Annotated in this window: 17 protein-coding genes; 9 read left to right on the top strand and 8 right to left on the bottom strand. The window is 71.6% G+C overall.

Going from position 1 to position 19,171, the window contains the following annotated elements; genetic code table 11:
- Positions 1–125: 125 nt before the first annotated feature.
- Entirely contained in the window at positions 126–1,358 is a 1,233-nt protein-coding gene (locus KRH_RS00710; RefSeq protein ID WP_012397224.1) for an acetate/propionate family kinase, read from the top strand.
- A 219-nt stretch (positions 1,359–1,577) separates the two neighbouring features.
- Here the strand turns inward: KRH_RS00710 and KRH_RS00705 are convergent, their stop codons facing one another.
- Complete coding sequence (locus KRH_RS00705) at positions 1,578–2,081, bottom strand: phosphoribosyltransferase (RefSeq protein ID WP_012397223.1); 504 nt, start codon at positions 2,079–2,081, stop codon at positions 1,578–1,580.
- 99 nt (positions 2,082–2,180) lie between these two features.
- Here KRH_RS00705 and KRH_RS00700 point away from each other — a divergent pair, with 99 nt between their 5' ends.
- Positions 2,181–3,743, top strand: a complete 1,563-nt coding sequence (locus KRH_RS00700; protein WP_012397222.1) for a nucleobase:cation symporter-2 family protein — start codon at positions 2,181–2,183, stop codon at positions 3,741–3,743.
- A 239-nt stretch (positions 3,744–3,982) separates the two neighbouring features.
- On the opposite strand, the gene KRH_RS00695 is transcribed toward KRH_RS00700, so the two are convergent.
- Positions 3,983–5,998, bottom strand: a complete 2,016-nt coding sequence (locus KRH_RS00695) for an ABC-ATPase domain-containing protein (RefSeq protein ID WP_012397221.1) — start codon at positions 5,996–5,998, stop codon at positions 3,983–3,985.
- Between the two features lie 130 nt (positions 5,999–6,128).
- Positions 6,129–7,580: an MFS transporter gene (locus KRH_RS00690; RefSeq protein ID WP_012397220.1), complete on the bottom strand. Its 1,452-nt coding sequence runs from the start codon at positions 7,578–7,580 to the stop codon at positions 6,129–6,131.
- A 75-nt stretch (positions 7,581–7,655) separates the two neighbouring features.
- Here KRH_RS00690 and KRH_RS00685 point away from each other — a divergent pair, with 75 nt between their 5' ends.
- Entirely contained in the window at positions 7,656–8,705 is a 1,050-nt protein-coding gene (locus KRH_RS00685) for a hypothetical protein (RefSeq protein WP_012397219.1), read from the top strand.
- 30 nt (positions 8,706–8,735) lie between these two features.
- On the opposite strand, the gene KRH_RS00680 is transcribed toward KRH_RS00685, so the two are convergent.
- Complete coding sequence (locus tag KRH_RS00680; RefSeq protein ID WP_012397218.1) at positions 8,736–10,166, bottom strand: NAD(P)/FAD-dependent oxidoreductase; 1,431 nt, start codon at positions 10,164–10,166, stop codon at positions 8,736–8,738.
- Positions 10,167–10,391: 225 nt separating this feature from the next.
- Between KRH_RS00680 and KRH_RS00675 the strand changes: the two genes are divergently transcribed.
- Both KRH_RS00675 and KRH_RS00670 read left to right on the top strand, forming a co-directional pair.
- A complete protein-coding gene (locus KRH_RS00675; protein ID WP_070105258.1) occupies positions 10,392–11,084 on the top strand; it encodes a TetR/AcrR family transcriptional regulator in 693 nt (230 codons plus the stop codon).
- 39 nt (positions 11,085–11,123) lie between these two features.
- Positions 11,124–13,787: an excinuclease ABC subunit UvrA gene (locus tag KRH_RS00670; RefSeq protein WP_012397216.1), complete on the top strand. Its 2,664-nt coding sequence runs from the start codon at positions 11,124–11,126 to the stop codon at positions 13,785–13,787.
- A 113-nt stretch (positions 13,788–13,900) separates the two neighbouring features.
- Here KRH_RS00670 and KRH_RS00665 read toward each other — a convergent pair whose 3' ends face one another.
- Positions 13,901–15,094, bottom strand: coding sequence for a glutathione-independent formaldehyde dehydrogenase (locus KRH_RS00665; RefSeq protein ID WP_012397215.1), 1,194 nt, complete (start codon positions 15,092–15,094; stop codon positions 13,901–13,903).
- A gap of 310 nt (positions 15,095–15,404) precedes the next feature.
- Here KRH_RS00665 and KRH_RS00660 point away from each other — a divergent pair, with 310 nt between their 5' ends.
- Both KRH_RS00660 and KRH_RS00655 read left to right on the top strand, forming a co-directional pair.
- On the top strand, positions 15,405–15,698 hold the full coding sequence (locus KRH_RS00660; RefSeq protein ID WP_012397214.1) for a GNAT family N-acetyltransferase: 294 nt from the start codon (positions 15,405–15,407) through the stop codon (positions 15,696–15,698).
- 177 nt (positions 15,699–15,875) lie between these two features.
- Positions 15,876–17,189, top strand: coding sequence for a VWA domain-containing protein (locus tag KRH_RS00655; protein WP_019309763.1), 1,314 nt, complete (start codon positions 15,876–15,878; stop codon positions 17,187–17,189).
- Positions 17,190–17,319: 130 nt separating this feature from the next.
- On the opposite strand, the gene KRH_RS00650 is transcribed toward KRH_RS00655, so the two are convergent.
- Together KRH_RS00650 and KRH_RS00645 are read right to left on the bottom strand one after the other, a co-directional pair.
- Positions 17,320–17,577: a type II toxin-antitoxin system RelE family toxin gene (locus KRH_RS00650; protein ID WP_012397212.1), complete on the bottom strand. Its 258-nt coding sequence runs from the start codon at positions 17,575–17,577 to the stop codon at positions 17,320–17,322.
- A gap of 9 nt (positions 17,578–17,586) precedes the next feature.
- Complete coding sequence (locus KRH_RS00645; protein WP_012397211.1) at positions 17,587–17,835, bottom strand: type II toxin-antitoxin system prevent-host-death family antitoxin; 249 nt, start codon at positions 17,833–17,835, stop codon at positions 17,587–17,589.
- A gap of 113 nt (positions 17,836–17,948) precedes the next feature.
- Here KRH_RS00645 and KRH_RS00640 point away from each other — a divergent pair, with 113 nt between their 5' ends.
- A complete protein-coding gene (locus KRH_RS00640) occupies positions 17,949–18,458 on the top strand; it encodes a GNAT family N-acetyltransferase (protein ID WP_012397210.1) in 510 nt (169 codons plus the stop codon).
- 27 nt (positions 18,459–18,485) lie between these two features.
- Here KRH_RS00640 and KRH_RS11945 read toward each other — a convergent pair whose 3' ends face one another.
- A complete protein-coding gene (locus KRH_RS11945) occupies positions 18,486–18,878 on the bottom strand; it encodes a VOC family protein (RefSeq protein WP_012397209.1) in 393 nt (130 codons plus the stop codon).
- Between the two features lie 78 nt (positions 18,879–18,956).
- Between KRH_RS11945 and KRH_RS00635 the strand changes: the two genes are divergently transcribed.
- Positions 18,957–19,160, top strand: a complete 204-nt coding sequence (locus KRH_RS00635; protein WP_012397208.1) for a hypothetical protein — start codon at positions 18,957–18,959, stop codon at positions 19,158–19,160.
- Positions 19,161–19,171: the final 11 nt, after the last annotated feature.

The raw sequence follows: 19,171 nt of genomic DNA, 5'->3' as shown, positions 1-19,171 counted from the left end.
ACGCGGCCGGGGCTGCGGGACGACGCCGCCGGCGCCGGCGCCGTCGGCCGCCCCACCAGGCCGCACGCCTCGGCAGCCAACTCCTCCACAACCCACGGCACTCCTGCCTCTGAAGGGACACCACCATGCTCGTCCTCGTCGTCAACTGCGGTTCCTCGTCCATCAAGTACCAGGTGCGGGAGGTCACCCCGGAGGGCTCCGAGCCCAGCCCGTACACCTCCTCCATGCCCGCGATCAACGAGAACATCCCCCTGGCCACGGCCACCGCGGGCATGGCCGGCGACCAGGTGATCACCAAGGGGCTCATCGAGAACATCGGCACGTCCGAGATCCAGGACCACACCCAGGCACTGGAGATCCTCGCCCGGCGCCTGGACGAGGAGCTCGGCGGGCGCACCATCGACGCCGCGGGCCACCGCGTGGTGCACGGCGGCGAGCGCTTCTCCGCCCCCGTGCTGGTGAACAACGAGATCATCCGGGCGATCGAGCGCCTGGCCCCGCTCGCCCCGCTGCACAACCCCGCGCACGCCCTGGGGCTGCGGGCCATCCAGAAGACCTACCCGGGCATGCCGCAGGTGTGCGTGTTCGACACCGCCTTCCACCGCACGATGCCCGAGAAGGCCTGGCGCTACGCCATCCCCGAGCAGTGGTACGAGATGGACGGGATGCGCCGCTACGGGTTCCACGGCACCTCGCACGACTACGTGACCGGCAAGGCCTGCGAGTTCCTGGGCATCCCGCGGGAACAGTTCAACACCGTGGTGGCCCACCTGGGCAACGGCGCCTCGGTCACCGCCATCCGCGAGGGTCGCTCCTACGACACCTCCATGGGCTACACCCCCCTGGCCGGGCTGGTCATGGGCACCCGCAGCGGGGACCTGGACCCCTCCGTGGTCACCGCCATGCTGGAGCGCAAGCCCGGGATGAGCGCCCAGGACATGAACCGGATCCTCAACAACGAGTCCGGGCTGCAGGGCATCTGCGGGGACTCGGACATGCGCGCCGTGGAGCAGCGTGCCGACTCCGGGGACGAGCGCGCCCAGCTGGCCCTGGACATGGCCGCGTACCGGCTGGCCAAGTACATCGGCGGGTACCACGTGGCCGTGGGCGGTGCGCAGGCGCTGATCTTCACCGCGGGGATCGGGGAGAACTCCCCGGGCTTCCGCGCGCTGGTGTGCGATCAGCTGGGGGCGCTGGGTGTCCGCCTGGACGCGTCCCGCAACGAGCACCCCGAGGGGAACGTGGCCCGCATCAGCTTCCCCGATTCGGCCGTGGAGGTGCTGGTGGTCGCCACGGACGAGGAGCGCGCCATCGCGGAGGCCACCGCGGCCCTGGTGTGGGAGCGCGTGAAGAACTGACCCGCGGGGCGGCGCCCCTCCCGGTCCCAAGTGCAGATATTGCCGCCTACCAGGCAGTAGGCGGCAATATCTGCACTTGAGACTCAGGGGACGCGGCTGGCGGTGTGCTGCTCACCCGCGGGTACCCGCGGGCGCGGCACCACGGGCCCGGGGGGCGGTGAGCCGGAGGAACTCACAAGGGTAACGAGGCTGCGCGGCAGCCGGGTCCTGCGGCGCGGGTCAGCTGGACCGGGTGACCGGCTCCTGCGCGGACCACGGGAACACGATCCACTCGTCCGTGGACTTCCAGGAGAAGTCGGGCCGCACCTCGGAGCGGGGCTTCTCGTAGATCACCGCGGAGCGGCACTCGGCGCCGTAGCCGCGCAGCAGCTCGAGCACGAGGGCCAGGGTGCGCCCGGAGTCCACGACGTCGTCCACCACCAGGACCTTCTTGTCGCTGATGGACTCGGTGTCCAGCATGGGGGCGAGCAGCACGGGGTCCGGGAGGGTCTCATGGACGTCCGTGTAGAACTCGACGTTCACGGCGTCGGAGAGCTTCACGCCCATGGCGTAGGAGAGGGCACCGGCGGGCAGCAGTCCGCCGCGAGCCACCGCGATGATGATGTCCGGGACGAATTCCGAGTCCACGATCTGCTGGGCGAGTTCCCGGGTGGCGGTCCCGAACCCTTCCCAGGTCAGGATTTCCTTGTTGTCCAGTTCGGTGGAGTCCGCGTGAAAGGCCATTCCCGTAGGGTAGTCGGTTTTGCGCGGCGGGAACTGCACGTGCCGCACCCCGCCTACACTTTTCGTGAGTCCACGTCTCCGTCCCCACCGAGGATCCTCATGCCCAGCAGCGCACCGTCCGTCCCGTCCGACGAGCGGGGGTCCCGCCCCGAGGACGAACGGCTGGGCGCCGGGCGCACCGTGGCGTACGCGGTGCAGCACATCCTCACCATGTACGGCGGTCTCATCGCCGTGCCGCTCGTGGTGGCCAGCGCCGCGGGGTACGACGCCGCCACCACCGCCCTGCTCGTGGCGGCCGCCCTGTTCGTGGGCGGGTTCGCCACGTTCCTGCAGGCGTGGGGGCTGCCGCGGATCGGTTCCCAGCTGCCGCTGGTGCAGGGGGTTTCCTTCACCGGCATCGCCACCATGCTGTCCGTGCTGGCCACGGGCGGCGGCATCCAGTCGGTGATGGGCTCCATCATGGTGGCCTCCGCGTTCGGGTTCCTGGTGGCCCCGTTCTTCGCCCGCGTGCTGCGCTTCTTCCCGCCCGTGGTCACGGGGTCGATCATCACGACCATCGGCATCACCCTGGTGCCCGTGGCGGCGTCGTGGTCCATGGGTGGGGACGAGAAGGCCCCCGGCTACGGCTCCCTGGGCAACATCGCCCTGGCTGGGGTCACGCTGCTCGCCGTGCTGCTGCTGTCCAAGTTCGGCGGGGCGGTGCTGTCACGGCTGGCCATCCTGGTGGCGATCGTGGTGGGCACCGTGGTGGCGTGGGCCACCGGCATGGCCGACTTCTCGCAGGTGGGGCAGGGGCCGTGGGTTGCGCTGCCCTCCCCGTTCCACTTCGGCGCGCCCACGTTCCACATGGCGGCGATCGTGGCCATGGGCATCGTGATCCTGGTGAACATGGCGGAGACCACCGCGGACATCCTGGCCCTGTCCGAGATCACGGGCTCGCGGATCAACTCGGCGCGCATCGCGGACGGGCTGCGCGCGGACATGCTGTCCTCCGCCGTGGCGCCCGTGTTCAACTCGTTCACGCAGACGGCGTTCGTGCAGAACGTGGGCCTGGTGGCGATCACCAAGGTCAAGAGCCGCTACGTGGTGGCCCTGGGCGGTGTGTTCATGGTGCTGCTGGGCATGCTGCCCGTGCTGGGTCAGGTGATCGCCGCGATTCCGCTGCCCGTGATGGGCGGCGCCGGGTTCGTGCTGTTCGGCACCGTGATGTCCTCGGGCATCCGCACCCTGGCGCGCGTGGACTACCGGGGCGGGATGAACCTGATCATCGTGGCGGTGTCCCTGTCCTTCGGGATGGTGCCGATCGTGGCCCCCACCTTCTACGCGGCGTTCCCGTCCTGGGTGGGCATCATCTTCTCCTCCGGCATCTCCTCCGCCGCCGTGGTGGCCCTGGTGATGAACTTCTTCTTCAACGAGCTCAGCGTCCACAAGAGCTCCACCGAGGCCATGGGCCTGGGCACCGTGGGTCTGCGGGTGCTCTCACCGCGGGAGGCCGGGGCCCTGCAGGACGGCGACCAGTTCGTGGACGGCCGCCTGCTGGACGCCCAGGGCCGGGAGGTTCCCTTCGCCACCTCCCAGGAGCAGTACGAGTCCGTGCGCGAGCGCATCAGCGCGGGCGAGCTCACCTCGCTCGAGGACATCCGCCGCGCCGTGGGCAACTAGCCCCGGACGACGCCGCCCGCCCCCGTCCGCGAGCGACGTCGGCGCCTGCCACTGCTCCGTTGGTGCAGAAATCGGCCCGGAAATCTGCACTGGCGGAGTAAATGCACGCGCGCGCACGTGGTGGCGGGGGCAGGCACGGGCCGGGGCGGACGTGCCGCGAGCGCTGGCCGTGGTTCACGCCCCGCGTCAGCGGCACAGCTCCCGTCAGCAACGCACCCGGCGGCGCGGCACAGCTCCCGTCAGCGGCGGACCCGGTGGTAGGCCGCCGCCACGTCCTGCGCCCTGGGCAGCGCCAGGTGGCCCGGGTGGCCGCGGTGGTGCGCGAGGGCGTCAAGGCCCTCACGGACCACCCGTTCCAGGGTGGCGTCCACGAGCTCGGTGAGGGGCGTGCGACCGTCCGCGGTGCGCTCGACCTCCTCCAGAAGCCGCGCGATCGCCTCCGTCTGTGAGGGGTCCACGAGCTGGCTCAGGGCGGAGAGGTCCACGTCCTCGCGCCCCAGCTGGATGGTGTCGAGGCCGCGAGCGCGTGCCGGTTTGTTCCGGCCCCCGGGGCGGCCGGAGCTGCGGTCCGATCCTCCCCGGCCATGCTGTCCCCGGCCACCGCCGCGGTGCTCGCTGCGTCCACGGGAATCGTCCCGGGCACCCGCCACGCGCTCGGTCACCCCACCGTCGTGACCACCGTGGGCTCCGGGCGCTGCGCCGGGACCCACCCCCGGACCGGACCGGGCGGCGTCGTGCCCCGAGGCCCGGGACGCGGCGTCACCCGGGACGCCACCGGGAACGTGCGGACGGATCTGCCCGAAGGACTCCGCGGGACGCATGTCCTCGGGGCGCGGGAACTCGCGGACCACCTGCCGGGCGCGGTCGGTGACGTCCAGGGCGCGGTAGGCGTCCATCGCGATCACCAGGTCCGCGACGTCCAGGAACGCCCCGGAGCCGCCCGTGACCAGGATCGAGGACACCCCGCGCTCGGCGTAGAGGGCGCCCACCCGGTCCACGAACGGGGTGATGGGCTCGCGCTCGCCCGGAACCATGGCGCGCATGCGCTCGTCCCGGACCATGAGGTTGGTGGCGCACGTGTCCTCGTCCAGCAGCAGGACGCCGGCCTCCGCCTCCACGGCCTCGACCGTGGCGGCCGCCTGGGACGTGGAGCCTGACGCGTTGGACGTGCTGAAGTCGCGGGTGTCCGCGCCGGTGGGCAGGTTGGTGATGAACGGGGAGACGTCCGTGTGGGACACCGCCCGACCGTCCTCGGCGCGCACGGACACGGCACTCGGCAGGGTGACCACGCGCTCGCGGCCGTCCCCGGGCACGTGGCTGTAGACCCCGCGCTCCAGGGCCTGCAGCAGCGTGGACTTGCCGTGGTAGCCGCCGCCCACGACCACCGTGACACCCTCCGGCACGCCCATGCCGCTCACGGTGGAGCCGTCCTCGAGCTCCAGCTCCACCCGCAGCCGCGGCGGGGTCTCGAACGGCACCGCCCCGCGGGCGAGCGGCTCGTCCCGGTGACCGGAGGCGCGGGGCAGCACGGCGCCGTCGGCCACGAACGCCACGAGGCCGCGCTGGGGCAGCTGCGCGCGCAGGTGCTGGGCGTCCAGGTGGGAGGTCACGTGCGCCTCGAACGCGGCGGGGTCCAGGTTCTCCCAGCGCAGCGAGCGCTCGACGACGCCCGGCAGCACCTCCGTGAGCAGCCGGTGCGCGGCGTGGCCCTTGATGCGCCGCCCTGCGGCGGGCAGGGCGATCTCGCAGCGCACCTCGACGGCCCCCGCCTCAGCGGTCGACGACGCCGGACGGCCGGCTCCGCGCCCCCGGTCCACCGCCCCGGCGTCCCCCGCCCGGTGCATCCCGGACTCGCGTGCCGGGGCGGGATCCACCGCGCTCCCTGGATCCGGCACGATCACGGAGGAGCGCTCGAGGATCTCCTGGCCCGTGCGCTGGATCGAGATGCCACCGGAGTCCTTGCCGCCGCGCGGGCCCAGGTCCCGGGCGGCCCGGGCGAACTCACGGGTGAGGAAGTCCCCGGCGGCCACGCGGGCGTCCCGGGTGGCGATCAGCTCGCGGGGGATCCCGGTGTCGGACAGGGAGAGCCGGATCCGGGCCAGGGACGGCGGGGCGTACGGGTCCGACTGCACCCGGTCCACGATCAGCTCCGCATCACCCAGCCGCCACGAGCCCTTGAGCTGCTTGTAGGCGCCGTAGCTGCCGCCGTCCAGGCGGCGGAGGGTCTGGGCGAGGTCCGTGCGCGGTGAGCTCATGGGTCCATGGCACCACATGTGCGCTGGCCGGGGCACGCGGCAGGGCCGTCTTCCCGTGCGGTTCCCCACAGGCAACGGGCCGGGGACCAGGCCCAAGCGAGCGCTGCGCGCCCCGGGCCCCGTTCACATCTCAGGCTCTGCGTGCCTGCACCCGCCCCAGCACCAGCGCTGCCACGAAGCACAGCACGTACGCCCCGGCGACGGCGGCCCAGCCGGCGGTGAACGCTCCCGTGAGGTCCACGAGCTGGCCCACCACCACGGGCCCGAGCGCGAAACCCAGGTACATCCCGGTGGCCACCAGCCCGGACGCCACACCGATCCGTTCCTTGGGCACGGCGGCCACGATGCCCGAGTTGATCACCACGTTCGCAGCCAGAGGCAGTGCTGCGTGGAAGGCGACGCCCAGCCACATGAGCCAGTGCTGCTGCGTGGTCTCCGCGAGCACGAGCAGCCCGAGCCCCACGATCCCGCCCACGCTCATGACCTGGATCAGCGGCGCGGGCCTGCCCAGTCTGCCGGTCACCCGACCCCACCCGATCCGGCTTCCGATCCCGATCACACCCATCACGCCCAGCAGCAGCCCGGCCACCGTGACGGTGTACCCCATGGCCCGCACTGCGAACAGGGACGCGTACACGTTCACGCCCTGCGTACCCACCGCGTTGAGGAAGGACGTCAGCGTCAGCAGCCACACCGCAGGCGGCAGCGCGCCCGACGACGCCGCGGCCCCCCTTCCCGGGGCTCCCGCACCCGCCGCGCGCAGCCCGGACCTTTCCCCCGTTCGTTCCTGAGAGACCTGGCCGGGGCCCGGGTTCACGCCGTCGGCTGCGGCGTCGGACAGTTCCACGTGGGCGGACTCGAACGGTCCCCCATGGGTCGGCCCGGGCAGACCGGCGGAGGGGCGGTCGCACGGTGGTGCGGGAGCGCGCCGCGCGGCGGAGGGGGCCGCGGGAGAGGGAGCGGGCGGCGCCGTCGTCGGGGTGCTCTCGCGGGCGCGGCGCTGCAGCCGGGTGACCACGGTCCACCCCGTGACGAGCAGGGGAACGCACAGCAGCGCGCCGAACAGTGCGGCACCCCGCCAGCCGAACGCCGCGCCCACCACGGGGAACGTGAGGCCCGCGACCAGCAGACCCACCTGCACCCCGGACTGCTTCCACCCCATCCACGCGGAGCGCTGGGCCAGCGGCACGCGCTGCGCGACGATGCGGTTGGTCACCGGGTTGGAGAAGGACTGCGCAAGACCCGCAATCAGGGCCGCGACCAGCAGCATGGCGTAGGACTGCCACGTGGCGCTGAGCAGGAACGCCACCAGCACACCCCCGAAGATCAGGGTGAGCTGCACGCGGGTGTCGATGCGGTCCGCGAGCACTCCCAGCAGCGGCGCCGCGAGACCCGCTACCACGAACACCGCCGTGATGATGAACCCGTACTGCCCCTCGGTGATCCCGTAGCTCTCCACGATGGTGGCGCTCAGCGCACCCACCCCGTAGTTGAACACCGGCCCGGCGGCCATTGCGGCCATGAGCACCGCCAGCAGGATTCCGGGGGCCTTGCGCGTCGGCGCGGATGGGGTGCGGGTCACAGTCGATCACCTTAGCCCCGCACCGCGCCCTCGACCTCCCGTAGGCTTTCCCCACGACTGAGAAAGGCGGACGTCATGAGCGACTCACTGGATCCGGAGCTCGCCCGGGCCCTGCAGGAACCGGCGCGGCTGGTGCGCGCGGACCCCGAACTGCTGAACACGGTCCACCAGGCTGGCTCCCCCGCCCAGGCGGAACTGATGCGCCGCACTTCGGACGCGGGCACCGTGGAGGACCGGTACGCCGCGGCCGCCATGCTCGCTGCCCTCTTCGGACACCGCGGCCCGCTGGACCAGGCCGCCCACGGCTACGGCAGCACCCCTCCGTCCGAGCTGCTGGACCTCGCCGAGGTCCCGGCGTTGCGGCCCGCCCTGCGGGAATCCCTGTCCTCCCCCGTGCGCACCGGCCTGCTGGAGTGGGCCACCACCGCGGACCCCTCGCGCCCGCCCCTCGAACTCGCCATGGCGGCCCGGGACCTCGGGCTGCCCGACGCCGCGGTGCTGCGCTCCGTCGCGGACCGTGCGGACCAGGTCGCCCAGGGTGCGGCCCCCGCGCAGCGCGATCCGCTGGCCCGTTTCTCGGAGGTGCTGCGCGCGGCGGCGGCCAGCCCCCGGGACGGCGGGGCGGCGTCGTCCGCGCCCGGTTCGATGCCGACGCCGCAGGGCCCCGTCGGCTCGCAGGGCCCCGCGGTCACGACCACCGGCATCCCGGCCTCCGAGATGCTCGGCGAGGACGAGCTGGACGAGCCCGCCCGGCCCGGGAACCGCTACCCCGGCGAGGGCGTGCCCGTGCGCGACTCGATCGCGGGCCCCGGCGCCGGCGCGCCGCGGCAGACCTGGGAGCCGGGCAGCCTCTCGGGACGTCCCGCGGCCGGCGAGTCCCGGGACGGGGACGGCGCCGCCCGCCCGGCCGGTCCCGCGGGTTCGGCCGACCGCCACGGACCGCCGGTGCCCCCGCGCGAGCCGTCCACCAACGAGCTGTACTACGGGGTGGGCAGCGACCGGCACGCGGACCGGGACCCGGACAGCGAGCAGACCCGGGCCGAGGACCGCCACGCCGCCCGCAACTGGGCCATCGTGTTCGCGGTGATCGTGGCGGTCATCGTGGTGCTGGTGCTCCTGTTCTGACCGCGGCAGGGCCGCCGACCCCCGCCGCGCTCAGGAGTCGAAGCCGAGGCCCATGGCATCCAGGGTCCTGAGCAGTGGGTGCCGCCTGCCCTCACGGTGGTCCGCACGGTCCATGGCCCAACGGGTGAAGTTGATCCCCGCGCTGGCCACGGGCTCCGGGGGGAACGGCACGGGCTGCTTGCGGACCATCTCCAGGGCGGTGCGCTCGGTGTGACGGCCCTCCAGGAGGTCCAGCATGACGTCCGCCGCGAAGGCGGTGGCGCCCACACCCAGCCCCGTGAACCCGGCGGCGTAGGCCACCCTGCCACCGCGGGCCAGGCCGTGGAACGCGCAGAACCGGGTGGAGGAGTCCACCGCACCGGACCAGCGGTGCGTGAACCGGATGCCCTCGAGCTGCGGGAACGTGGTCAGGAAGTGGGAGGCGAGCCGCCGGTAGCTGCCGTCGCGCTCCTCGTAGCGGTGCCGGACCTTGCCGCCGTAGTGGTAGATGGCGTCGTAGCCGCCGAAGAGGATCCGGTTGTCCCTGCTGAGTCGGTAGTAGTGGAACTGGTTGGCCAGATCCGCCAGGCCCTGCCGGTTGCGCCACCCGATCGAGTCGAGCTGCTCGTCGGTGAGCGGCTCGGTCATGAGTGCGTAGTCGTAGACCGGGACGGTCTTGAGCCTGTTGCGCTTGAGCAGCGAGGGGAACACGTTGGTGGCCAGCACGGCCCGGGGCGCCCGCACGAGCCCGGCCTCGGTGTGGGCCACCACGCCGTCACCGGAGGTGTCCAGCTCGGTCACGCGGCTGTGCTCGTGGATCTCACCACCCAGTTCCGTGACCACCCGGGCCAGTTCGAGGGCCAGTTTCGCGGGGTGCACCAGGGCGCACGACCGCTTGCTCCACCGCCCGGCGAGGTACGTGGGCGAGTTGACCTGTTCGCGCACCGCCCGGGCGTCCAGGAAGATGCTGGAACCGTCCCCGACATCGGGCTCGTTCAGCCACTGCACCTGGTGCGGCTCCACGGCCAGGTCCAGGCTGCCCGTGCGCTCGAAGTCCACGTCCATCCCGTAGCGCTCGACCGTCTCCTGGATCGCGTCCAGGTTCTCGAGGCCCAGGCGCTCCAGCGTGTCGAACTCCTTCGGCCAGCGGCTGCGCCCGTTCTCCTCCCCGTGGGTCAGGCTCGACTCGCAGAAGCCGCCGTTGCGCCCGGATGCGGCCCAGCCGACCCGCTGGCCCTCCAGCACCACCACGCGGGAGCCGGGATGGCGTTCGAGGGCGCGCAACGCGGTCCACAGCCCCGCGTAGCCGGCGCCGACGACCACCAGGTCCGCGGTGTCCCTGCCCTGCAGGGGAGGGTGCTGGACCTGCTGGTCCCGCACGTCGTCCAGCCAGAACGTGGACTGGACGCTCTGACTCAGCGCTTCGGTGACCGCCTGCTCGGACGGGGCCTGACGTTCGAAGACGGTGGGACGGGACTGCATGGTTCCTCCAGCGGTTGACGGGTGCCGCGCTGATCGTGGTCGGGTCGAGCGCCGTCCCTGGTCGGTCCGGGCTGCTCGGCGGGGGGTTCGAGCAGCACTCGGCCTCACCCCGTGGTGCTCGACGGTAGTGCGGCCCCCGCGGAGATGTCAACGGTGTTGACAACACTGTGCAGCAGGCCGTTCCGCGGCACCGGAGACCGCAGACCACGTGGCACCATGGGGTGGATGCAGAGAGGAACCGCCGTGCGCGCCGAGCAGGACACCCCCCGACGCCCCCGCCCCCGGCTGGAGCGGGAGTCCATCATCGAGGCGGGCCTGGAGATCACGGCGCGGCCCGGCACGCGCACCCTGTCCGTGCGGGACCTGGGGCAGCGCCTGGGCTCCGACCCCACGGCCATCTACCGGCACTTCCGCAACAAGGAGGACCTCGTCCTCCACCTCCTGGACACGCTCACCGCCCGTGCCGTGGCCGCGGTCGACGCCCCCGCGGCGAACTGGCGGGAGCGCCTGACGCAGCTCTCCGAGGCCTCACTGGCCCAGTACACCGCCCACCCCGCTGTGGGAGTGGAGGCCATCACCGCCACCACGCACGGACCGGGCGAGAAGGCCTCCGTGGAGCTCATCCTCGACGCCTTCACCACCGCCGGTCTCGACGAGCGCGCAGCCGTCGCCCACTACGCCCTGTTCGCGCAGTACATGATGGCCTCCGCCTCCGGCCTCGCCCGAGCCGTGATGGAGACGGGCGCCACCGACCCCTCCGTCCCGTGGTTCGACGCCGTTCCCACGGCCGATCCCACGGCCCACCCCCTGCTCATGCGCCTGGGCGGCCAGCTCGGGGAGCTGCAGGACAGGGAGGTCTTCCGCTTCGGGATCGGCGTGATCCTGGACGCCGCCGAACGCCAGGCCCGCGGCACCTGACCGGACGGTGCGTCGTCGGCCTCGGGTATCGTCGCCGGGGTGACTATCGAGCAGAACGGCACCGCATCCTGGCAGCACGGCGTAGTGGTGCGCGGCGCGCGCCAGAACAACCTCCGGGACGTCTCCCTGGACCTGCCCCGGGACGCCATCGTGGTGTTCACGGGGGTGTCCGGCTCGGGGAAGTCGTCCCTCGCGTTCGGCACGCTGTTCGCGGAGTCGCAGCGGCGCTACCTGGAGTCCGTGGCGCCGTACGCGCGGCGGCTCATCGACCAGGCGGGCGTCCCGGACGTGGACGTGATCGAGGGGCTGCCGCCTGCCGTCGCCCTCCAGCAGCAGCGCGGCGGGGGCGGAGCGCGCTCGGACGTGGCCACCGTGACCACCCTGTCCAGCCTGGTCCGGATGCTGTACTCGCGCGCCGGGTGGTACCCCCCGGGGCAGGGGATGCTCTACGCGGAGGACTTCTCCGCGAACACCGTGCAGGGCGCCTGCCCCACCTGCCACGGCATCGGGCGAGTGTACGAGGTCACCGAGGACTCCATGGTCCCGGACCCGTCCCTGACCATCCGCGAGCGCGCCGTCGCCTCCTGGCCCGTGGCGTGGGCGGGACAGAACCAGCGGGACATCCTCGTGTCCCTGGGCTACGACGTGGACACCCCCTGGAAGGACCTCCCGCAGAAGGACCGCGACTGGATCCTCTACACCGAAGAGCGCCCCACGGTGGGCGTGTACCGCGGGCTCAGCCCCAACCAGACGCGCAAGGCCCAGCAAGAGGGTGTGGAGCCCACCTACCAGGGCACGTTCATCGGGGCGCGGCGCTACGTGCTGGACACCTTCGCCAACGCCAAGAGCCCCAGCACCAAGAAGCGCGCGGCCCAGTACCTCACCAGCGAGCTGTGCCCGGAGTGCCACGGCAAGAAGATCAAGAAGGAGGCCCTGTCGGTCACGTTCGAGGGCCTGGACATCGCCGCGTTCTCGCACCTCCCACTCGCGCGCCTCGCGGAGATTGCACGCGCCGTGGCCGCGGACGGCTGGACCCCGAGCGAGGCCGGTCACCTGCCGGACCACGTGCTGGACACCGAGTCCCGCGCGGCCTCCACCGCCTCGCGGGTGGCGCAGGGAGGGGCCTCGCACGACGCCGCCCCGGACGTCCGGCGCACCCCGAACCTCTCGGTGGAGAAGCGTGCCGCCGCCCAGCGCCTGGCCGCGGACCTCGTGGCGCGGCTGCAGCCCATGATCGACCTGGGCCTGGGCTACCTCTCCCTGGACCGCACCACGCCCACGCTCTCCGGGGGTGAGCGGCAGCGGCTGCGCCTGGCCACGCAGCTCTCCTCCAAGCTCTTCGGGGTGGCGTACGTCCTGGACGAGCCCTCCGCGGGTCTGCACCCCCGTGACCTGGACGCGCTGATCGGGATCCTGCACGGGCTCAAGGACCGCGGCAACAGCCTGTTCATCGTGGAGCACTCGCTCACGGTGATCCACGAGGCGGACTGGCTCGTGGACATCGGCCCCGACGCCGGCGAGCGCGGCGGGCGCGTGCTCTACAGCGGGGATCCCCGGGGCCTCGCGGACGTTCCCGAGTCCGCGACGCGCCGCTACCTCTTCCCGGAGCAGGCCACCGCTCCCGCAGCCCGCGCACCGCGCACGCCGCGCGGATGGCTCGCCCTCGAAGAGGTCACCCGCAACAACCTGCGCGGCCTGGACGTGAGCTTCCCCGCCGGGTGCCTCACCGCCGTCACGGGCATCTCCGGCTCCGGCAAGTCCAGCCTGGTCAGCCAGGCCCTGCCGGTCCTCGTGCGCGAGCGCCTGGGCCAGCGCACGGGCGAGTCCCAGGAGATCACGGGCGATCCGGAGTCGGACCTGCTGACGGCCGACGACGCCGCCGAGGACGTCCGCGGGAAGGTCACCTCGGCGCCGGGAGGCGTGCGGCGCGTCGTCGTGATCGACCAGAAGCCGATCGGCCGCACGCCGCGCTCCAACGTGGCCACCTACACGGGGCTGTTCGACGACGTCCGCAAGCTCTACGCCGCCACGGACGAGGCCAAGGAGCGCGGGTACAAGGCCGGGCGGTTCTCGTTCAACGTGGTGGGCGGGCGCTGCCCCACGTGCGAGGGCGAGGGCAGCGTGATGGTGGAGCTGCTGTTCCTGCCCAGCGTGTACGCCCCGTGCCCGGACTGCCACGGCACCCGGTACAAGGCGAGCACCCTGGAGGTGCTGTGGCGGGAGCGCTCCGTGGCGGACGTGCTGGGCATGAGCGTGGACGAGGCGCACGCGTTCTTCGAGGGTGAGGACTCCATCCACCACAGCCTGGGCGTGCTGCGGGACGTGGGGCTCGGCTACCTGCGGCTGGGCCAGCCGGCCACGGAGCTCTCGGGCGGTGAGGCCCAGCGGGTCAAGCTCGCGTCCGAGCTGCAGCGGGCCTCCCGCGGGGACACCCTCTACGTGCTGGACGAGCCCACCGCGGGTCTGCACCCGGCGGACAGCGACCGGCTCATGAACCACCTGCAGGGGCTCGCGGACGCGGGCAACACGGTGGTCATGGCCGAGCTGGACATGCGCATGGTCGCCCAGGCGGACCACGTGGTGGACATGGGCCCCGGCGCGGGAGCCGACGGCGGCCGGGTGGTCGCGGCGGGCACCCCGCACGACGTCGCCGCGCACTCGGACGGCGCCACGGCACCGTACCTAAAGGCCGTCATGGCCTGACGGAGACCTTCTCAAGCAGCGACGAGCCCCACCGTGAGTGCCGTACGGTGGGGCTCGTCGTCGTCCGCGGTTCCTCCGTCTGTCCGGACTCGGTCCGGTCAGACGGCGGCTGCTCAGGCCTTGATCATGCCGTGCGGGTCGATGATGAGCTTGTCATCCGAGCCGGCATCGAAGGCCGCGTAGGCCTCAGGCACCTCGTCGAGGCTGATGACCTTGGTGTTGAGCATCTTGCTCAGGTACGGCATGCGGTCCCAGAGGATCGACATCATGAGCTGACGATTGTAGTGCATGATGGGCGCCTGGCCAGCAGAGATGCGCGGGGACTTGATCCATGCCTTGCCGAAGTCGATGGGGTACGTACCCTCCTGCTCCGCCTTCGAGGATGCCAGCGGATCCGGGCCGTAGACGCCGATGATACCCGTGGCACCGCCCGCGCGGGTGGCGTCCAGGACCTGGTTCACGGCGTACGCGGGATCCATGTTCTCCGCCTCGGAGCCGATGCCGTGGGCCTCGGTGCCCACGTAGTCCACCGCGCAGTCGACCATGGGCTCGCCCAGGATCGCCTCGATCTGCTCGGTCAGCGGGACGTCTTCGGAGAGGTCGATGGTCTCGCAGCCGTTCTGCCGCACGAGATCCAGCCGCTCCTTGCTGTAGTCGCCCACAATGATGCAGGACGCCCCGAGCAGCCGTGCCGCGGCGGCCCCGCAACGGCCCACGGGCCCGGCGCCCGCGATGTAGACCGTAGAACCGGGCTTGGCGCCCGCCTCCATGAGGCCGTGGAATGCGGTGGGCAGGATGTCGGAGAGCAGAGCGAGGTCCCGGATCTTCTCCATGGCCTGGTCCCGGTCCGGGAAGCGCAGCAGCTGGAAGTCCGCGTACGGCACGAACATGTACTCAGACTGTCCGCCGTCCCAGTTGCCCAGGTTGAACCCGTACGCGGCGCACGCGGTGTCCGGGTTGGTGGTCTCGCACACTTCGGTGCGTCCGGCACGACAGTTACGGCAACGGCCGCACGCCACGTTGAACGGCACGGAGACGAGGTCTCCCTCGCTCAAGAACTCGACGTCCGAGCCTACTTCCACGACCTCCCCGGTCATCTCGTGGCCCATGCGCATGCCCTCAGGCACGGGGAACGAGCCGCGGTAGATGTGCAGGTCGCTACCGCAAATGTTCGTGGCCACGATCCTGAGGATGACGCCGTGCGGGGCCTTCTTCCCGTTCGGCATGACGAGCTTTGGGTACTCCACCGTGTCCACCTGCATGTTGCCGGTGCCGTGGAACACTACTGCGCGATTGCCGTCTGCCATCTTCACCACTCCTTCGGACCCGCCGCACGCGAGGCGCGGGACCACAGGGACGGTGCCGTCGGTTGGCGGCACCGTGGCCCATCCTTGCCGATGTCCTGGGCAAATGCCAGAAATTTCCCTGAACTGGGCCTTGCTGAGAAGCGTTCTCCGTTGCGCTGTGAACCGTTCTCATCCCCTCCGGCGGCTCTCGCGACGGGCCCGGTTGCCGCTGCGGGCGCAATGACCGCATGAGCCTCCAGCTGCGCCCCGAGCACCCCAACGATGCCGCGGCCGTCCACGCGCTAGCCGCCCGCGCCTTCGAGTCCGCCCCGTGGCCGTGGACCCGGCCCGGCAGGGCGAGGGCATCGGCTCACGGCTCATGACCGCCCTGGTCCAGCGCGCCGCCGAGGCCGGGCAGGCGGTCCTGGTGCTGCCGGGCGACCCGGAATTCTACTCACGCTTCGGGTTCGTCCCGGCCTCCCGGATCGGCATCACCGGGGAGCCCGAGTGGGGCGAGTTCTTCCAGGCCGCGCCACTGGGGGACGGCGGCGTCGTCGACCCGGGCGAGTACCGCGGCCCGCGCGGCTGCTACGAGTACGCCGAACCGTTCGCACGCCTCGGCTGAGCCGGGCTCCGCCCGGTGTGACCTGCGACACCGTAGGGTGGATCCCGGAAGGGACGTCGGGGCGTGGCAGCACCCCGGCACGGGGGTCCTGCCACGGCTGCCGCGTGCGGGGGCGCGCCGGGGGTGACCGTTCGACGTCGTCCACCGGGGTCCCGCGCCGGACGGGGGAACACCGAGATGACCGAGCCCGAGAAGCAGCGCGGCCACGCCGCCCACCGAGCCGAGCGCCGAGGCCCGAGCAGGGCCCTGCTGTGGATCACCCTCGCCGTGCTGGCGATCATCGCCTCCACCGTGTTCGCGCTCTCCCGCCTGGCCCCGGAGGACGCCGCCGCCCCCGGCGGTTCCGAGGCGAACGGCCCCTCCGGTGCCGCGAGCGCGGGAGGCGAGGAGCCCGTCGTCGTGGGCCCGTCGAAGACCACGGCGGGAACGTGGGCCGCAGTGCTGCAGGACCCCGCCGTGGAGCTGGGCGCCCCGGGCGAGGACACCGGGACCCGCGAGCTGATCTCCCGTGCACTGGGCGAGGCGCGGGACGGTCAGGCGGAGCGCGCGGCCACCGAGCAGGCCATGAAGCGGCGCGCCCGCACGGAGGGGGACGCCGCCCCCGTGCAGGACGCGGCGCGACGCCTGCAGCAGGTCGCCGAGGACCCCGCACCGAGCACTGCGCCCGCGGCGGACCCGAGCGCCCCCGCGTATGCCGCGGGCGCGCAGCACCCCGCAGCCACCGTGGTCACGCGCGGCGAGTGGGAGGACTACCGCTCCCGGCACGCGGACACGACGCTCGTGGCCAGCACCCCGGGCGACCGCCCCGCCTCCGAGGCACCCACCGCGGACGACGCCGCCCTGACGCAGGCCCTCGGGCAGTGGCAGCACCTCGCGGAGCCGTTCCACGCCCTCGTGGCCATCGACGTCTCCGGGTCCATGGGCACGAAGGCCCTGCCGGACGGCTCCACGCGCATGGACCTCACCAAGGCGGCGGCCACCACTGCCGTGGGGCTGTTCCCCGAGCACGACGCCCTCGGGCTGTGGACGTTCGAGCGGCACCTGGACGGGGACAAGGACTACCGCAGCGTGACCCCGGTGCGCGAGCTCTCCGCTTCCGTGGACGGCGGCACCCAGCGGGACCAGCTCTCCCAGGACGTCCAGTCCCTGACGTTCTCCCCGGACGGCTACACAGGCCTGTACGACACCACCCTGGCCGCCTACCGCCAGGTGCTCCACGACGACGCCCCCGGTCACCTGCGCACGGTCATCGTGCTGTCCGACGGCATGAACCACGACCCCGACTCGATTGCGCTGGACGAGCTGCTCTCCACGCTGAAGGCCGAGCAGGACGCCGAGAACCCGGTGCGGATCATCACCGTGGGGGTCTCGAAAGACGCGGACGCCACGGTGCTGCGGCAGATCGCGGAGGCCACCGGCGGCTCGTCCCACGTGGCGCGCACGCCGCAGGACATCCAGAAGGTGTTCGTGGACGCGCTGACGGGGGCCTGAGGGGCGCCCGTCGCAGACGCGGGCGCGGTCTCGGGCGGCGACGCGTGAGGTGCGGTTCTGCCAAGGATTTTCGCGACTAGGCGGGCAGAAATGCACCTCATGCGCTTCGGGCGCGGAGAACACCTCGGATCTAGCGGTAGACCTCCCGACGGTGTCCGATCCTCGGCACCATGATCACCGGCTCCCCATCGAGGATCTCGTAGATGACGCGATGGTCGCCCACCCAGATACGCATCTCCCCCGCGCCGCCCTTCAACTGGATGAAGCCCGGTGGGCGTGGGGCCCGGGCAAGTTTCCCGATTGCTTCCCGAAGACGCCGCGCAGTGCGCTGGCCCAGCTTGCGCAGCGTCGTCGCCGCCGAGGCCGCATAGCTGATCGCGTAGGCCAAGGCAGGGTCTCAGATGCCGAGTTCTCGCCGCAGGTCCTCGTGGGAGACCCGTGGCTCCTGCTCGGCGCGCGCTTCTGCCGCCGCCCGGGCATCGGCCACGTCCTCGAGGGTCGCCACCACACGTTCGTAGAACTCGGGCGAGACCACGACGGCACGTCGTCCCGCGCCCCTCGAGGTGATCTCGACTGGCTCGCGTTGAGCAGTTGCGATGTAGTCGCTCTGCTGGTTGCGGAACTGGGAAAGCGTCACGGAGACCATATCGAAAGCGTGCAACTTGTACGTTTGCGCCGCTGCTGATGGGGGGGGTAATGATGTGCGAACAGATATTCAATTGGCGCTTTGGCTTTGTCCCCACGGACTAGTGTGCGGACATGATTGAGACCAGTCGTCTCCTACTTCGCCGGCCCTGCCCCGCTGACATCGATGCCGTCTATGCCTACCGGTCCCGAGCAGATGTCGCCCGCTACTTGAGTGCAGGAACGTGGACCCGTCAGAAAACTGGCGAGGAAATCGACACCTATGCCGAGGCACAGCTGAATGGACCCGGCGACGAATTGGTGCTCCTGGCCGAGCTCCGCGCCACCCGGGAAGTCGTGGGCGAGGTGGGGCTGACGTGGACCGACGCGGACAACGCCGCCGAAATCGGGTACGTGTTCAACCCTGCTTACATGGGGCTGGGCCTGGCCTCCGAAGCTGTCTCCGGTGTTCTCTCCGCAGCCCTCGGCGCATGGGGCTTCACCCGGGTCAGTGCGCGAACCGATGCTGACAACCGGGCCTCCCGCTTGCTGTGTGAGCGGGTGGGAATGACGCTCGCCTCCCGCTCTCTGAGCACAGATGGGCGCGACGTGGAAGAAGTAACCTACATCAAATCCGGCGCGTAGTGATCTCTGTACGGGATCAGGACACTATCAAGCCCCCGCAGCCACAAGTTCCGCTTTGAATCCTGCGGAATTCTCCAGCCAGCCAGCATAGTGCTCAGGGCCACCGGCATGGGGATAGCGCTCCTGGTACAGCGGGCGCCAGCCATGCTCGGGGGCAGCTCGCATGATCTCATCCACGCGGGCGGATCGGCCCGCGATGAATGCGAGATGGTTCACGCCCGGGGCTCGACGGTCGTGGACAGCACCGGAAAGATTTGGCGAGGTTGTCAGCGTGAGATAAGCGCCCCCTCCTGACCAGGACTCGCCCTCAACCCACTTATCCGACTGGCTGAACCCAAGTTCCTCGAGGAGCCAACCCCACTCGGACCGCGCCTGAGCCAGGTCAGCCACCCACACTTCGACATGATGAAATCCCGTCATGAATCCATGGTGCCACCCTCGCAAAGACTGGCCGTTCGACCATGGTGTCGCCTCCCCGGTCGCACCTACCGTGGTGGGATGGCTACCACCACTTCGTCCCGAGCGCCCTGGCTCGTCGTTCTCGGCGTCCTGCTGGCCGTCGCGGCCGCGGCACTGATCACGTTCACCGACCTGGCCTGGCGCGGCCTCATCGGCTGGCCGCTGCTGGTGGTGGCACTGCCCCTGGTGGTGACCGGCGGCATCCGTCGCGGTCAGCGGCGGAGGGACACCCACCGAGCCTGAGACCCTCGAAG

The sequence above is a fragment of the Kocuria rhizophila DC2201 genome (assembly GCF_000010285.1).
Taxonomy (GTDB): Bacteria; Actinomycetota; Actinomycetes; order Actinomycetales; family Micrococcaceae; genus Kocuria; species Kocuria rhizophila_A.
Note: the sequence above shows the minus strand (reverse complement) of the source record. Positions and strands in the feature narration are given on the sequence as shown.

Coding starts and splice junctions, on each gene's coding strand:
- KRH_RS00710 (WP_012397224.1), top strand. CDS start 126: ATGCTCGTCCTCGTCGTCAACTGCGGTTCCTCGTCCATCAAGTACCAG.
- KRH_RS00705 (WP_012397223.1), bottom strand. CDS start 2,081: ATGGCCTTTCACGCGGACTCCACCGAACTGGACAACAAGGAAATCCTG.
- KRH_RS00700 (WP_012397222.1), top strand. CDS start 2,181: ATGCCCAGCAGCGCACCGTCCGTCCCGTCCGACGAGCGGGGGTCCCGC.
- KRH_RS00695 (WP_012397221.1), bottom strand. CDS start 5,998: ATGAGCTCACCGCGCACGGACCTCGCCCAGACCCTCCGCCGCCTGGAC.
- KRH_RS00685 (WP_012397219.1), top strand. CDS start 7,656: ATGAGCGACTCACTGGATCCGGAGCTCGCCCGGGCCCTGCAGGAACCG.
- KRH_RS00680 (WP_012397218.1), bottom strand. CDS start 10,166: ATGCAGTCCCGTCCCACCGTCTTCGAACGTCAGGCCCCGTCCGAGCAG.
- KRH_RS00675 (WP_070105258.1), top strand. CDS start 10,392: ATGCAGAGAGGAACCGCCGTGCGCGCCGAGCAGGACACCCCCCGACGC.
- KRH_RS00665 (WP_012397215.1), bottom strand. CDS start 15,094: ATGGCAGACGGCAATCGCGCAGTAGTGTTCCACGGCACCGGCAACATG.
- KRH_RS00655 (WP_019309763.1), top strand. CDS start 15,876: ATGACCGAGCCCGAGAAGCAGCGCGGCCACGCCGCCCACCGAGCCGAG.
- KRH_RS00645 (WP_012397211.1), bottom strand. CDS start 17,835: ATGGTCTCCGTGACGCTTTCCCAGTTCCGCAACCAGCAGAGCGACTAC.
- KRH_RS00640 (WP_012397210.1), top strand. CDS start 17,949: ATGATTGAGACCAGTCGTCTCCTACTTCGCCGGCCCTGCCCCGCTGAC.
- KRH_RS11945 (WP_012397209.1), bottom strand. CDS start 18,878: ATGACGGGATTTCATCATGTCGAAGTGTGGGTGGCTGACCTGGCTCAG.
- KRH_RS00635 (WP_012397208.1), top strand. CDS start 18,957: ATGGCTACCACCACTTCGTCCCGAGCGCCCTGGCTCGTCGTTCTCGGC.